This is a genomic window from Glaciecola sp. KUL10, from assembly GCF_003203515.1.
Lineage (GTDB): Bacteria > Pseudomonadota > Gammaproteobacteria > Enterobacterales > Alteromonadaceae > Glaciecola.
This window is the reverse complement of the sequence record NZ_BGNG01000006.1, coordinates 50,045-64,465: the sequence shown is the minus strand read 5'-3', so window position 1 is coordinate 64,465 and position 14,421 is coordinate 50,045. Positions and strand designations below refer to the sequence as shown.

The 14,421-nt window shown below is 41.8% G+C and carries 14 protein-coding genes; 8 read left to right on the top strand and 6 right to left on the bottom strand.

Annotated features, from left to right (window positions below):
• Nucleotides 1-66 precede the first annotated feature (66 nt).
• The gene (locus KUL10_RS11445; RefSeq protein WP_110429073.1) at nt 67-435 is read left to right on the top strand and encodes a DUF2237 family protein; all 369 of its coding nucleotides are present in this window, start codon (nt 67-69) and stop codon (nt 433-435) included.
• A gap of 21 nt (nt 436-456) precedes the next feature.
• Here KUL10_RS11445 and KUL10_RS11440 read toward each other — a convergent pair whose 3' ends face one another.
• Complete coding sequence (locus KUL10_RS11440) at nt 457-1,056, bottom strand: LysE/ArgO family amino acid transporter (protein ID WP_110429072.1); 600 nt, start codon at nt 1,054-1,056, stop codon at nt 457-459.
• A gap of 99 nt (nt 1,057-1,155) precedes the next feature.
• Here KUL10_RS11440 and KUL10_RS11435 point away from each other — a divergent pair, with 99 nt between their 5' ends.
• The 3 genes from KUL10_RS11435 to KUL10_RS11425 all read left to right on the top strand — a co-directional run bounded on the left by KUL10_RS11435 (nt 1,156) and on the right by KUL10_RS11425 (nt 3,084).
• Nucleotides 1,156-2,043, top strand: a complete 888-nt coding sequence (locus tag KUL10_RS11435; RefSeq protein ID WP_110429071.1) for a LysR family transcriptional regulator ArgP — start codon at nt 1,156-1,158, stop codon at nt 2,041-2,043.
• A 163-nt stretch (nt 2,044-2,206) separates the two neighbouring features.
• Nucleotides 2,207-2,698: an acyl-CoA thioesterase gene (locus tag KUL10_RS11430; RefSeq protein ID WP_110429070.1), complete on the top strand. Its 492-nt coding sequence runs from the start codon at nt 2,207-2,209 to the stop codon at nt 2,696-2,698.
• A gap of 101 nt (nt 2,699-2,799) precedes the next feature.
• Nucleotides 2,800-3,084 (top strand): pyrimidine/purine nucleoside phosphorylase, encoded by a 285-nt coding sequence (locus KUL10_RS11425; RefSeq protein WP_110429069.1) that lies wholly within the window; start codon nt 2,800-2,802, stop codon nt 3,082-3,084.
• A gap of 72 nt (nt 3,085-3,156) precedes the next feature.
• Here the strand turns inward: KUL10_RS11425 and KUL10_RS11420 are convergent, their stop codons facing one another.
• From KUL10_RS11420 to KUL10_RS11400, 5 genes are all read right to left on the bottom strand, one after another.
• Nucleotides 3,157-5,322 (bottom strand): TonB-dependent receptor, encoded by a 2,166-nt coding sequence (locus KUL10_RS11420; protein WP_158525375.1) that lies wholly within the window; start codon nt 5,320-5,322, stop codon nt 3,157-3,159.
• Nucleotides 5,323-5,455: 133 nt separating this feature from the next.
• Nucleotides 5,456-5,845, bottom strand: coding sequence for a hypothetical protein (locus tag KUL10_RS11415; RefSeq protein WP_146216780.1), 390 nt, complete (start codon nt 5,843-5,845; stop codon nt 5,456-5,458).
• 157 nt (nt 5,846-6,002) lie between these two features.
• The gene (locus tag KUL10_RS11410) at nt 6,003-6,443 is read right to left on the bottom strand and encodes a DUF4112 domain-containing protein (protein ID WP_110429066.1); all 441 of its coding nucleotides are present in this window, start codon (nt 6,441-6,443) and stop codon (nt 6,003-6,005) included.
• Nucleotides 6,444-6,473: 30 nt separating this feature from the next.
• On the bottom strand, nt 6,474-7,553 hold the full coding sequence (gene hemH, locus KUL10_RS11405) for a ferrochelatase (RefSeq protein WP_110429065.1): 1,080 nt from the start codon (nt 7,551-7,553) through the stop codon (nt 6,474-6,476).
• 119 nt (nt 7,554-7,672) lie between these two features.
• Nucleotides 7,673-9,343 carry an AbgT family transporter gene (locus KUL10_RS11400; protein WP_110429064.1) on the bottom strand — a complete coding sequence of 557 codons (1,671 nt, stop codon included), beginning with the start codon at nt 9,341-9,343 and terminating at the stop codon, nt 7,673-7,675.
• Between the two features lie 121 nt (nt 9,344-9,464).
• On the opposite strand from KUL10_RS11400, the gene KUL10_RS11395 reads away from it, so the two are divergent.
• The 4 genes from KUL10_RS11395 to KUL10_RS11380 are packed head-to-tail and all read left to right on the top strand — an operon-like array spanning nt 9,465 to nt 14,418.
• Complete coding sequence (locus tag KUL10_RS11395; RefSeq protein WP_110429063.1) at nt 9,465-9,980, top strand: hypothetical protein; 516 nt, start codon at nt 9,465-9,467, stop codon at nt 9,978-9,980.
• Nucleotides 9,981-9,987: 7 nt separating this feature from the next.
• Nucleotides 9,988-11,748 (top strand): OmpA family protein, encoded by a 1,761-nt coding sequence (locus tag KUL10_RS11390; protein ID WP_110429062.1) that lies wholly within the window; start codon nt 9,988-9,990, stop codon nt 11,746-11,748.
• Between the two features lie 30 nt (nt 11,749-11,778).
• Entirely contained in the window at nt 11,779-12,270 is a 492-nt protein-coding gene (locus tag KUL10_RS11385) for a Rab family GTPase (RefSeq protein ID WP_110429274.1), read from the top strand.
• 3 nt (nt 12,271-12,273) lie between these two features.
• The gene (locus tag KUL10_RS11380) at nt 12,274-14,418 is read left to right on the top strand and encodes a bifunctional diguanylate cyclase/phosphodiesterase (RefSeq protein WP_110429061.1); all 2,145 of its coding nucleotides are present in this window, start codon (nt 12,274-12,276) and stop codon (nt 14,416-14,418) included.
• Nucleotides 14,419-14,421: the final 3 nt, after the last annotated feature.

Sequence of the window (14,421 nt, the reverse complement as noted above, 5' to 3'; positions counted from 1 at the left end):
ATTAACTTTATACTATGGCAATAAATACTTACTACACTATACGAAATTCAATAGGGAAAGATTAACATGCCAAATCAACGCAATGTCTACGGCAAGCCTTTAAAGCTATGCTGTGGCAATACTGGCTTTACACGAGAAGGCTTTTGTTATGTTCCCGAAAGTGATTTAGGCAATCACAGTGTGTGTGCAATCGTCACCCAAGAGTTCTTAGACTACTCACTTGCCAGAGGCAATGATTTAGTCACACCCAACCCTCGTTATCACTTTAACGGCCTCAAAGCAGGCGACCGCTGGTGCCTGTGCGTGTCGAGATGGAAAGAAGCACTGGTCATGGATTGTGCGCCACCGTTGGATTTAGAGGCCACTAATATCACCGCTTTGAAAGAAGTTGAATTAGAGACCTTGGAAAAGTTTGCCATTTCAAAGGTCGAATAACTCAACTATTTTTTGCTTTGTTTATGCAGTAATAAAGTAGAGCTTTACGGCAATACTACAAAGAATCAGCCCGATCACCACATCAAATACTCTCCACTTTAATGGTGAACTAAGGACTCGGCTTAATGCGGGCGCAAATAGGGATAAACTGCTAAACCACAAAACCGATGCCACACATGCGCCGATCGCAAAAAGCATCGGGTCGGGTTGTAAGGCTCCAATATTGCCAAGCAATACCACAGTGTCTAGATAAACATGAGGGTTGAGCAGGCTAATTGCAAAAGCGGTCATCGCTGTTTTCTGCCATGCTTGCTTATTTTCGTGCTTCACGGATAAACCTGACGAACCTTGCCAAGCGCGTTTAAACGCATCAAAGGCAAGATACAAGAGCATAGCAATGCCTCCCCATTTCAAAAAAGGCACGATTGCGGGCAAGCTATCGCTAATTTGTTTGGCGGCGAACACGCCCAACAAAATCAAACTGACATCACACAAAATACAAACGCCTGCGACTGCTAAGCGGTTAGCGCCTGCCATGCTTTGGCTTAATACCCAAATATTTTGAGCGCCAATTGCAATAATTAAGCTTAGGCCTAATCCTATCCCAGAAAAAAATGACATCCTTACTCCGCATACATGAGGTAAAAAATTTTGTTGAAGAGTAGATAAGTCACTGATATAAGTCTAATGAATGATTTTCAATATATATGAATTAAACTCATGATTGATTATAAACAACTTCAAGCCCTTGCGTTTGTTGTCAAATACAAAGGCTTTGAAAAGGCAGCTAACCAACTTTTTATTACTCAATCGGCGGTGAGTCGGCGCATCAATCAGCTAGAAGCATTTCTTGGTGAGCCTGTGCTGGTGCGTGGGCAACCGCCAAAGCCAACAGCGTTAGGCACAAAATTACTTAACCATCTTCAACAGGTTCAGCAATTAGAGGTTTCTTTGGGGATAAAGAACACCCAACAAGATACTGAACAAGGCCCTCTTGTGGTTACGCTTGCTACAAATGCTGATTCGATAGCAACTTGGTTAGCAGAAGCACTAGCAGCACCGAGCCTAATTGACGATGTGCAAATCAGTTTGGATATTTCAATTGTTGATCAGTCAGTGGGGCTGAAAAAAATGAAAGCAGGTGAAGTCATGATTTGTATTTGTGATTCGCCGGATCCTGTCAATGGCGGATTGAGCAGTTACCTTGGTGATATGCAATATCAAGCAGTGGCATCCCCCAGTTTTATTGCTAAGCACAATATACAAACCATAAACGATCTCAGTAGACTTCCCTGCTTGGTGTTTGACCAAGACGACCACCTACAGCATGACTTTTTGATAGAGCAAAGTGGCGAACCTCCGCAACATATTCACCTATGTCCATCATCTGAAGGCTTTAAGCAGGCTTGTATTGCAGGTTTAGGCTATGGTTTGCTACCCACGATACAAATGCAGGATGCTTTAACGTCGGGTTTGTTGCAGGATTTATTTCCCGGCTATACCTTAGACACGCCCTTGTATTGGCACTATTGGCAAACCGAAAGCCCTATTTTGAAAGAGTTAAGACTTCATGCACTTAATATTGCTAAAGCGAAACTTAAGCATTAATTGAAGTTTTACAAGTCCGCTCACCCGTTGTATCTAGCAAGCTATCCGTCAGAATAATTTCAAGTGGGTAGCGTGATGGAAAAAATTAGTCGTACTTAAAAGACAAAAAAGGGTAAGGTATAAGTTGTGCGCACTGACCAGATAATTAGGACAAACCATTTCTATGAGCAAAAACGACAAACGCAGCAGTAAAACAGAATTTCGTTTTTTAGCCGAGCCAACAGATGTGAACTTCGGTGGCAAAGTACACGGCGGCATGGTCATGAAATGGATAGATCAAGCTTCTTACGCTTGTGCTGCTCAATGGAGCAAGCGTTATTGTGTGACAGTATCAGCTAACGCGATTCGCTTTATTCGCCCGATATTGGTTGGCCAGCAAGTCACCATTAGTGCTCAAATAGTGCATACCGGCAGAACCAGCATGCATATCTACGTTGTCGTACGCGCTACTGATCCCAAAGAAGATGCCGAAGTGGTGACCAATCGTTGTTTTATTACGTTTATGGCAATAGACGAAGCTGGTTATCCGGTGAAGGTTCCGGAGTTCACACCCACATCAGATGAAGAAAAGAAACTTGAAACTGTGGCGATCCACGCTAAAGACTTTGCGAAGAAATTGGACAGTGATTTTGAGGAAATTTTGGGCTGGAAGTAATATCTAAGAGATAACTCGCATAAGCTTACTTGATTTTTTAATGGAATTTTTGTTGCGCATGGGTAATCTTGCGTTCGACTTAATTTTGCAAAGAGAAAACCATGTTTGATGTAAATGAATACTTCGATGGAAAAGTAAAATCCATCGCTTTTGATACTGCAAGCTTACCTGCCACGATGGGCGTAATGGCGCCTGGAGAATATGAATTTTCTACGAATCAATTTGAAACCATGACAGTTGTCAGCGGCGCATTAACCGTCTTACTGCCGGATGCAAAGGATTGGCAAACTTTTGGTGCACAAAACCAATTTACTATCGAAGCCCAACAAAAATTTCAGGTGAAAGTCAGCGAGAACACCGCTTATTTGTGTACTTACGGACAGTAAATATCCCAAAGGTTCCCAATAAGTGGGAACCTTTTTTCAAGCAGTGACACTCGTGAAACATGCAATAAAAACTTAAAAACGAAAATCGACACTGACCCCAATATTTCTGCCAATTTCCGGTATACGCTCTCCAGCACTTATATCTGCACTATTGATTCGATTAATACCACCCAAATGATTGACATAAAATCTATCCCCTAGATTTTCAATCAACAAACTTGCACTAAACGCATCGCTTATTTGATAGTGAATCGCCAAATCAAAAACCGTATAGCTAGGTGTTTCACTTTCGTTTTGTAAGCTTGCAACCTTATCTTGCTTCGCTGCTGTTTCAACCAAAAAGTCGACGGTCCAATCGTTAAGTTTATAAACAGCATGCATGGTAGCCGTTAGCGGAGCAATTCGATAAAGATCGGTAGATTCTTCGCCTTCAATAATATCGTCACTTGGTCTTAATTTACCTCGTACCCATTTAACGCTGCCTGTTACTTGCAAATTTTGTGAAAACGCATACGCGGCATACATATCAAAGCCATACAATGCCGCCTTTTGATTGCTCCATTGAAGCGCAGGTTGCGCCCCCATAATCATCGCCATCATATTTGCTTGTTGATTGTCAGTAGGTACACCAATGATGTAATCAGAGATGTCTTGGTAAAAAATGTTCGGCAAAAGAGTCAACCCATTGTTTTGATACTGCAAACCGAGATCAAATTGCAATGCTTTTTCTTTTTCTAAGCCCAAATCACCGATATAATTACGACCATCAGCTAAGCCTGCAGATACACCCAGTGGAAACCATGAATACAACTCAGTATAACTAGGCGCACGTTGCTTTTGGCCAAGCGAAGCGGTTACGTTCAAGTTAGTACTCACTTGTGTACGCGCTTTTAACACTAAATCTAATAAGCCGAAGTTTTGCTTTTTGTCAGCATTGTTGAATCCATTTACCAAAGCATCAGCATTTGCATTCATCATTGCCATGCTAGTCGATACATCATCAGCATCGTATTCAACTTTGCTGGCACGAAGTCCTAGTTGCCAGTCAATCTTGTGAGAATCTGTAAACTCATATTCAACAAAGCCACTTAACACTGAGCGCTCAACGTCGTTGAAATTATTGATAAAAAACATCTTATTATTTGGGTTTGAAATACGCGAGTTATGCGCTTTGTTTTCGCCACTAACACAAATTTCGAGTTGTGAGTCACTTTGCTGTTTTATCAGGCTGATATCTATAGCCGATGCGCTACTGTCTACAGAATTACGTCTATGCATAGCGGGCATAGGGGCGTCTCTAAACATAAAATTATTCATCTCATGCGTATTCTTGTTTGCGCTGACTTTAATCTGAGTAGACCATTGATTATTCAAATCTTGTTGATAACTGAGTTTATACCAAAGCGCTTCTATGCTTTCGATGTCCATGGCTAGCGCGGGCGTTCCTGAACCATTAGTGTGTGTTCGTGCAATTGAAATATCTAGTTTTGAATCATCGCTGTGTTGACCAAATAAGATCTTAGCTCCACCTCTTTGATAAAAAGTCGATGGTACTTCGAGACTCTTAACTTCATAATTATCAGCTTCTTGAAACTGAGCAATTGCGGTCAAATAGCGCTTATCTGATGCAAAATTTAAATTTGAATTGAAAGATCGAGCGTTGTTATTGTGATGGAATGTACTCTCGATACGCCCTGAAGACATCCAATGATTGGAGTCAGAAAACTCAGGGGACTTTGGTTTAATTTCAATTGCGCCACCAAGCGTCTCAAAGCCCGCTGACACGGGTGCAATACCTTGGTGCAGTATGACTTGATGTTCGCTACCGATGACGTGCGAAAGCGGGCTATCCATTGCATTGGGACCAGCACCTGCAATAGATACATCATCGATTTTCACATTGACGCGATCACCAAATAATCCTCGGTATTGAATAATCCCGCTCACTAAGCCATTGCCGTTTACTGATACCCCAGGTATTTGTGCCAGTTGCGCCCTTAGATCCGGAGAACTGGATTCCTTTAATTGGATATTGGACTCAAGTAACCCACTAGACAATTGCCCGACTATCTCTATGTGCTCTAGTTCGTGTTTTTGCGCTTCTTGGTTATTTATAGCTTGCTCACTTGCGAATGAACCCAAGCTAGCAGAAGCCAATAAAATACTCACTAACAGGGGTTTGGGCTGAAACGTATTAATTGCAGCACATCGGCAAAATGTGGTGTTTGTATTTATCATTTGCGAATTTCTTATCATTTAAATTTTGGGTAATAGTGATTCAAGATCTTGAATCTCAAGTCCAAACAGACATGGTCGTCTTTAAACCAATGCCCGCGGCAAATGAATCACTTCTAAAATATTGTTTGAGTTATTAAATGATAAAAGGAGGGGATCGTGCGCAAGGAGACAAGCATTCAATGCTAGTGTGAGCTATGCTAGTTGAAGTTATTGCATCAGATTCAATATCGACTGCAACGACCGGTAACGCAGCCGTAAGAATAGTCTTATGAGTATCAGCAACAAACGAAAAGATACAAGGACTAGTATCATGCTCTAAGCTATCAGATTGCTGATTTAAGAAAGTAAGTTCTGATGGTGTATCAGAGACAGATAATTTTGAAATTTCGACTAATTCGCCGGTTTCAAAATAGTGGCTAGCAGATATTAATTTAACGCTTTTGCCGGTACAGATGAGCAGAGTATCTTCAGACACTTGTGCCTGCATAAGCGCCATATTGTATGACGCAAGTGCATAGTTCATTCCCGCCTGAAGCATTAAGCTTAGCATCAGGAATAAACTTATAAACTGTTGTCTGAACGAATTAGCGTGTTTCATAGTGACTATAAAACGCTAATTCGCCATATAAATCAACTAAAAAGCGTCACTTCGACGCGCGAGTTTGCGCCAAGTCAATTTATCAAGACTTACCTTCAAGTCTCGCCTGCTCTGCTTCCCATTCGGCCAATTGAATAGCCGCAAGCCTGTCTAATTCTTCTTTGTTTTGCTCAACCCACCAGCGCTCCATAATGCGCACATTCTTTTGGTTGGCTTTAAAGAACAAATCCACGATATCACCGACGATTGGAATAAAACCTAAGCCAAAGTCGAAAAGCGTATTGCGGAGCATCTTCATTTGCAGTGCTTTGGGCATGCCTAACTTTTTGCCGAGATAGACAATGCGTAGAGACGCTAACATCATTAACGCATCCCCTATTCCGGGTATCAAACCAATAAGGAAATCTAGGCCAACTTTGATACCGATGAACGGAATTTTAACCGCGGTATCTAATAGGTTGGCAATATATTGGGCTTTAAGTAATGCGTCTGGGGCGACCAGCGGCGTATTTTCTTGTTTCATATCGGTTTTGCTTGTCCTATTTCCAATACTCTATTTTTCGCTGCCCATTGCTTTTGCAAGCTGTCCTCGACGCTCATAATCATCCCCAACCGACCAACCTTGTAAGTTAGTTTTGATAATGTCTACTAACACATCAATATGCTGAGGATCATCATTAAGTGATTCTATGTATTCGTAACGTTGACCACCACTTTCTTCGAAGTACTCGCGGTTTTCTTCGCCTATTTCTTCAATCGTTTCGAGACAATCAGACGAAAACCCCGGACATACGACTTGAACTGACTTCACCCCTTTTTCAGGTAAGCCTTTGAGGGTTTCATCAGTGTATGGTTTTAACCATTCTTCTCTGCCGAATCGTGATTGAAAGGTCGTCATATATTCATCAGCACTTAAGCCAAGTTCTTGTGCGACGAGTCTTGTTGTTTTGTGGCATTCGCAGTGATAGGGGTCGCCATTGAGCAAATATCTTTTGGGAATGCCGTGGTAAGAAAAAATTAACTTGTCTGCGCGTTCATGCGTTTCCCAATGCTTTCTGATTTTATCTGCAACGGCTTTGATATAACCTTCATCGTCGCTGTAACGACTGATAAATCGGAAATCGGGTAACCAGCGACGCATCGTAAAATCTTCAGCTACGGCATCAAAGGTTGAACCACTCGTTGATGCGCAGTATTGGGGATAAAGTGGAAATACTAGAATTTTTCGAGCGCCTTGTGATAACAAGTTATCGATCGCGGTTGATACAGAAGGCTCTCCGTACCGCATCGCATAGTCAACCAGTACATCATCGCCGTAGACTGCTTTAAGCTTGGTTTCTATGCCTTTTGCTTGATTCTTAGTATGCGTCAGCAACGGCGAACCGTCTTCTGTCCAAACGGTACTGTAAGCCTCTGCTGAACGCTTAGGTCTAATATTTAAAATGATGCCGTTTAATACAAACCACCAAATCAACTTAGGTACTTCGACCACGCGCGGATCAGATAAAAACTGCTTTAGATAGGGTTTAAGCGCTTGCTTCGAAGGTGCTTGAGGCGTACCTAAGTTAGATACAATAACACCAATTTTATCGGCTTTAGAGTGGGTAAAATCCGTTTGCGATTTGTATTTCATAAATTAACAACAAGTCTCAAGTCAAAAATTCACTAAAAGTATACGTCGAATGTAACAAAAAAGACCGCCTCAAACATGGGCGGCCCTCGATAAAAAGCACAAAAAATTGCAACAAAAAGCTACGGTGTGTAATAAGTGGCAGCACCCGGTCCAACCGGTAAGCCAAACAAGAATACCCACACGTAGAACAATATGGTCCAACCGACGATAAACGTCAGGCTATACGGCAACATTGTCGCAATCAAAGTCCCCATGCCCAAATCCTTTTTATAGCGAGCAGCGATCGCCAGTATCAATCCAAAGTAGCTCATCATCGGCGTGATGACGTTAGTGACTGAATCACCGATGCGATAGGCGGCTTGAATAACCTCTGGCGCATAACCGACTAGCATGAGCATAGGCACAAATATAGGTGCGGTAACTGCCCACTGCGCAGACGCACTGCCCAATGACAAATTAACGATGCCACACATTAAGATGAACAAAACAAAGACTTCAGGGCCATCAAGTCCTGTTGCTTGTAAAAACACCGCGCCTTTGACTGCCAAAAATGTACCTAGGTTTGTCCACTTGAAAAAGGCAACAAACTGAGCAGCAAAAAAGACCAAGGTAATATACAAGCCCATTGAGCCCATGCTCTTAGCCATTGCATCGATAATATCGCGATCGTTTTTCATGGTGCCAGCTACGCGTCCATAAACAAAACCAGGAACAGCAAAAGTGACAAAAATAAACGCAACAATGCCTTTTAGGAATGGAGAACCCGCAACCAACCCTGTTTCAGGGTTACGCAAAATGCCATTCTCTGGCACGATTGTCAGTGCTAACAAACCACACATCGCGACAAAAGCAACACCAGCCCATTTCAGTGCACGCTTTTCTTGAGCGCTTGGTGCATCCATTTTTTGTTCGCCCAAGTCGATTGAAGCTTCACTTGGATCGTATTTACCCAAACGCGGCTCTACAATTTTCTCGGTGACGATTGCCCCCATTGCAGCAACTAAAAAGGTACTGACAATCATGAAATACCAATTTACTTCAGGCCCTACCACGTAACTTGGGTCAATCATATGAGAGGCCGCTTCGGTGATACCCGACAGTAATGGGTCGACCGTACCTAATAATAAATTAGCACTGTACCCCGCAGACACACCTGCAAAAGCAGCGGCTAAGCCTGCTAGCGGATGTCTTCCTAAGGAATGGAATATCATCGCAGCTAAAGGAATCAAAACGACATAACCAAGCTCGGATGCAGTATTTGATACTATGCCCGCAAAGACGATGACAATAGTCACCATACGCTTTGACGCGTTCATCACCATTGCACGCATTAAGGTACTGAGTAAGCCTGAATGCTCAGCAATCGATACGCCTAGCAATGCAACTAACACCGTGCCCAGTGGCGCAAAACCAGTAAAGTTAGTCACGAGTCCAGTGACAATGCGTTGCAAACCTTCGGCATTTAAAAGAGAAATTACCTCGATAACACCGTCTGCCTCTCTGCCTTTTGCCCCTATCGGACGAGGATCAGCCACGGAAACATCAAAAAAGCCTAAAATCCCGCTTAGCACCACGATAAAAAGCGCCAATAATGCAAAAAGTGTTATCGGGTGAGGTAAAAGATTACCCAGCCATTCAACTGTCGCTAGAAAGCGGTTAAACAAACCGCTTTGCTTACCAGAGTTTGCTACGGCGGTATCAGCATGAGTATGCTTATCTGACACGAAGCCCCCTATTGTTATAATTATGTTAATTGAAAAATCACTACCATTATGACCTATTACACACATTTTTTAAGCTTTAGATGATAAATTGTGTACAAAAGCTTATTTTTCGGTCAAAAGCCGAGTAGTATTCAGTCTATTGTTCTCTGCAATGCTTAACGGCAACAGATTGAAAGTAGGATAAAAAATGACTCAAAACAATCAAAGTGCTTCAAATACCGCCTTTAGTGAACTAGAGCAGCTAAGACTGATTATTTTCGGAGAAGCGCAACGTGAACTAAACGAACAAATTCAGTCTCTTAGCGAACAACTAAACAAACAATTTAACGAGCTTCGCGCAGAACAACAGAAAAGCAATCAAGAACTCAAATCCCTTTTAGAACAAGCAACTGAGCAACTCAGTGATAAGGTCGATTATGTAGACAGGCATCATGAAGGCAATCACGAAAAAATGGTCGCCACTGCTGAAACACTCAATGCGCAAATCGACATGAACGAAGCCTCGGGTAAAGATGACTCGCAAGCGCTGCACGATAAAATTGATGCTGAAATTGCCAAACTTTCGACTACCTTCAGTGAAAAACACGCTCAAGCAATGGCCGCTTTAGAAAAAGTCACTCACGAATTAACTGACTCTAAAACAGATAGAAAGACGCTCGCTAAGTTACTCGCAACGATGGCATCAAACTTAGAATCAGATTAATCACCTCATGAATTCTGAACGCGATCAACAAGAGCTAAATAAACAAGCTCAAGCTGATTTAGAAAAGCTTCGTAAGGTCCTAGTCAGCCCTGCACAAGCAGATATCGTTGAGGCTTTAAAAGCGCAGCAACGTGAGCTTGTCACCGATGTAATCGCTGAATCACTGAACGACCGAGAGCAGAAAGACGGCACTATTCAAAAGGTACTTCAACCGATCGTCAGCAAATCAGTTGAAAAGTCAGTCAGCGCGCAAAAAAATGAATTTGTTGATTATTTATATCCTGTTGTAGGTAGCTTAGTCAGAAAAGCGGTGAGCGCTTTTGTATCTGACTTTATTGAAAAAACCAATCAGCTCATTGAAAATAGTTTTAGTTTTCAAGGTTTAAAGTGGCGCTACGAAGCGTGGCGCTCGGGCATCAGCTTCTCCAAATATGTCGCTTCGCAAACCTTTGTCTTTCAGGTACACCAAGTATTTTTAATCCATGCGCAAACAGGCATGTTGCTTCAATCAGTTCAGATAAACGAAGCGGATGCTCAGGATGCCGATGTTATTTCTGCAATGCTCACGGCAATTAATGATTTTGTATCCGATTCATTTACTAACGAAACCGATAATCAGCATTTAGGTGTAGTCAAAACCGAAGACTTTACACTCATTCTAAAATCAGGCCCGCAAGCATTAGTAGTCGCAGCGGTTACTGGAAATATTTCCCCCGAAGCAGACCGAAAACTACAAGTTGCAATGGAAGACATTCACAAGCTTTTTGCCACCCAGTTGCGCAGTTTTGAAGGTGACGCGACTCCATTTGAAGCTGCTCGTCCGACTTTAAGCGAATGTTTACTGTTTGAAGAAAAGGAAGAAACTAAGAGCAGAAAAAAAATGCCTATTTGGGGGTTGTTGATAACATCGCTCATCACAATAAGTCTCGTTGCATATCTTTTTGCTTGGTGGGATACGCGCCACACTGCGCAAAATATTCTGAATAAACCCGCACCACCGGGGCTTGTATTAACCTCTGTTCAGATCGTTGGCCTCTACGATATTGAGGTAAGAATATTGAGGGATAATGCAGCAAAATCTACTGAAGATTGGTTGGCCGATGATTTAGAAAGCTTTGTAAGTGTTGATGTGAATCCATTTATATCAGCATCACCCAAATTGTTAGGCTCAAAAATAGCGCAGCTCGTGGCAAACTATCCAACACTAAACTACTCGCCTGAAACTAATAGCTTAACTGGCGAAATCGACAGAGCAGAATACCAAGCATTGATTAACCAACTACAAACCATTCCTGGTTATCAAAACAACAGACCCGACTATAGCGAATTGAAAATTGAAGACTTTGCAGTTGACCTTTCTGATTCAAAAACGGTCCTTGAGCAAACATTCACTCAGCTGATAGGCAAAATAAGTCAGCAACAACTTATCTTTGAATTAGATTCAGACAGCATCGGCCAAAGCCAGCTTCCTCAAGCTCAAGCGGTTGCTCAGGACTTCGCGAAAATAGAGCAAATAGCGAGTAAACTTAACCGAAGTGTTAGCTTAATTATTGTTGGCGCGAGTGATACTTCTGGAGAGAGCAGCTATAATCAACGTCTTAGTCAAAATCGCGCCGAAAATATCAAGCAGATTTTGATCGACTTTAATATCAATAGTGATAACTTGTTTGCAGTTGGTATTGGTGAAGTCAACTTAGCAGGGAATATTAAGGCGACAAGAAAAGTCTTGTTCAACGTTATTTTTACTGACTTTGCACAACAAAATTGAATATAAATAGGGTTGTTTAAAACATTTATGATGCTTCAAAAAAAGGTCTGTATCCTTGGCCCTTCAGGTGTAGGAAAGACAAGCTTAATAAAACGCTACGTGGATGGTATCTTTTCAGACAAATACCTCACCAGTATTGGCGTCAAGATTGATAAAAAGATAGTCAATAATGTTTTTACGCCTACTCAGCTTATGATTTGGGATCTAGAAGGGATTGACCGGTATTGTGGTTTTAATCCTTCCTATCTGCGAGGAGCACACGCTTACGTTGTTGTTGCAGACCACAATAGAGCAAGTTCATTACTCGAAGCAAAAGAAATTTTCGATGAATCTTTAAAACATACTCAAGCACCTAGTGTGCTAGTTTTCAATAAGTCAGACTTACCTGCTTCTGAAAACTGGGACGCTGCAGAGGCTGAAGCATTGCGCCTAAGATTTAACGCAAGTTTTGTCACCAGTGCAAAAAGTGGTGATACAGTTGAAGATATGTTTACCATGCTTGCAAAACTAGCGACGGAATAAAAAATGTTTAACGTGAGTTTACTTCAGAAACTGGGAATCGCTGACTGCACCATTTTGCGAAAAAATGAAGATGGAAGCTTTAGCATTATCGATGGATTTTCAGATTGGGTAAAAAAACTCTTTCCAGAATCGCAACAGCCGAGTTTTACAGTTGAAGGTTGTAGTATGTTTTTAGACAACTTTCTGGTTGATGCGCAAGCTCATTGGGACGAACAACAACCAGGAAAAATTAGCTCGGGTATTTGGTCAGAAGAGTATTCAGGCTCCGCTTTATTTTTAGAAGCAGTGGCGACGTTCGTAGATGAAGAGTGTTATCTCATCATCACTCATGCAGAAGATGCTCATAATAGGCAACAACAAACTCTTCAAGTTGCGCGGGATTTGTTAGTGTCACACGACCAAGTTACACAGCAACACGAATATGTCATTGATAGGTTGCGACATAAACTAAACGATAACAAAGCGTTTGCTAACGAACCAAGCTATTTACTCGATGCACTTAAACATACAAATGTGGGCGTGATCATAACGGATGAACATCATCAACTAGTCACTCACAACCCTGTATCTAGGTTACTTTTTGAAGCTGACGGCGTATTGCCCGAAGATCCCTTTCAGATTTTAAAATCATTATTTAACAACCAGTTTCCAGAGGGCATGCGCCCTCCGTTAAATGATAGGCCGTGGACGGGTGAAGTGTGTTGGTTTGCGCCCCCAAACTTAAACAAGTGGTTTCAGGTAGATATTCATCCTGTTAAAAATGCTGAAAATGGGTTTAACACCTCACACTTCGTTTATACCATCAGTGATATCACACGAATCAAATACTTGTCTCAGTCAAACGAAAAGCTAGCTTTGACTGATACCCTAACAAGTTTGCCCAATCGACAACACTTTTGGCAGGCACTGCTTCAAAATACAGCGGTTAAAAAGCCCTTTTATGTGCTGATGATCGATATCGTGAATTTTAAACAGACCAATGAAATGTTTGGCCATGCAATAGGCGATGAATTGCTAATTAGGTTTAAAAATCGATTACTAAAGCGCATCTCTGGAAGAGACATACTCGCAAGAGTAGGTGCAGATGAGTTTGCGATAATTCACTTCCCTACTAATGCTTCCCAAGACTTCAAAACACATTTTGATGATGCATTTTCCTTGTCTGAAAGTATTATTGAGTTAAGTGATATTCCATTTACGATCCCAAACGACAAATACACAGAACTACCAATAAAGATGGGCATCACTCAGTTCCCAGATGACGCTTGCACCCCTGATGAATTAATAACCAGTGCGTACTTGGCGGTATCTAGTGCAAAACGCAATCCGAACAAGCCTGTTGAATTTTATACACAAGCTCTAAAGCTAGCGTCAGACAAACGCATCAAAATGGTTGAAGCGCTTTCTCATGCAATTGAAAAAGAACAGTTTGAGCTGTTTTTTCAACCCATTATCGACACCCACAACGGAAAGGTGATCAAGGCTGAAGCCTTGTTGCGTTGGCACATAAATGACCAAGACACGATCCCACCAGACATATTTATTCCCTTAGCCGAAGAGAGTGGATTTATCATTGAGTTAGGTCGTTGGGTTATTGACCATGTTTGCGAAGCCTTAGCGAAATTAGCAAAACTCAATTTAGATTTTCCCCTCACGCTTAATCTCTCTCCCAAACAAATTTCAGATGGAAAACTGGTCGATTTTATTTCCTCATGCATGAACAAATACCATGTGCCGAGCAAGCGTATCGAACTGGAAGTGACCGAAGGAGTATTAGTCGATAATCAAGCTAAAGCCCAGCAGTTGTTACAAGAACTCCGGAAAATCGGACTAAGTGTATCGATTGATGATTTTGGTACCGGCTACTCATCCTTGTCCTATCTAAAATATCTACCGATAGATCACTTAAAAATTGATCGCTCTTTTATTGCTGATCTTGAGAAAAGTGCTGATGATCAAGCGATTGTTCTTGCGGTTATTGCCATGGCTCAGCGTTTAAAATTAGGCGTCATTGCAGAAGGCGTAGAAAACCAATTCCAAAAGGACTTTTTGTGTGATGCCAATTGTACAATTGCGCAAGGCTTCTTGTTCAGCAAACCACTTCCGATCAATGAATTTATCGAATACGTGCAAAAAACTAATCAATGATGA

What these genes read in the sequence shown, in the direction of transcription:
- KUL10_RS11445 (WP_110429073.1), top strand. Translation starts at nt 67, where the DNA reads ATGCCAAATCAACGCAATGTCTACGGCAAGCCTTTAAAGCTATGCTGT.
- KUL10_RS11440 (WP_110429072.1), bottom strand. Translation starts at nt 1,056, where the DNA reads ATGTCATTTTTTTCTGGGATAGGATTAGGCCTAAGCTTAATTATTGCA.
- KUL10_RS11435 (WP_110429071.1), top strand. Translation starts at nt 1,156, where the DNA reads ATGATTGATTATAAACAACTTCAAGCCCTTGCGTTTGTTGTCAAATAC.
- KUL10_RS11430 (WP_110429070.1), top strand. Translation starts at nt 2,207, where the DNA reads ATGAGCAAAAACGACAAACGCAGCAGTAAAACAGAATTTCGTTTTTTA.
- KUL10_RS11425 (WP_110429069.1), top strand. Translation starts at nt 2,800, where the DNA reads ATGTTTGATGTAAATGAATACTTCGATGGAAAAGTAAAATCCATCGCT.
- KUL10_RS11420 (WP_158525375.1), bottom strand. Translation starts at nt 5,322, where the DNA reads ATGATAAATACAAACACCACATTTTGCCGATGTGCTGCAATTAATACG.
- KUL10_RS11415 (WP_146216780.1), bottom strand. Translation starts at nt 5,845, where the DNA reads ATGAACTATGCACTTGCGTCATACAATATGGCGCTTATGCAGGCACAA.
- KUL10_RS11410 (WP_110429066.1), bottom strand. Translation starts at nt 6,443, where the DNA reads ATGAAACAAGAAAATACGCCGCTGGTCGCCCCAGACGCATTACTTAAA.
- hemH (WP_110429065.1), bottom strand. Translation starts at nt 7,553, where the DNA reads ATGAAATACAAATCGCAAACGGATTTTACCCACTCTAAAGCCGATAAA.
- KUL10_RS11400 (WP_110429064.1), bottom strand. Translation starts at nt 9,343, where the DNA reads ATGTGTGTAATAGGTCATAATGGTAGTGATTTTTCAATTAACATAATT.
- KUL10_RS11395 (WP_110429063.1), top strand. Translation starts at nt 9,465, where the DNA reads ATGACTCAAAACAATCAAAGTGCTTCAAATACCGCCTTTAGTGAACTA.
- KUL10_RS11390 (WP_110429062.1), top strand. Translation starts at nt 9,988, where the DNA reads ATGAATTCTGAACGCGATCAACAAGAGCTAAATAAACAAGCTCAAGCT.
- KUL10_RS11385 (WP_110429274.1), top strand. Translation starts at nt 11,779, where the DNA reads ATGCTTCAAAAAAAGGTCTGTATCCTTGGCCCTTCAGGTGTAGGAAAG.
- KUL10_RS11380 (WP_110429061.1), top strand. Translation starts at nt 12,274, where the DNA reads ATGTTTAACGTGAGTTTACTTCAGAAACTGGGAATCGCTGACTGCACC.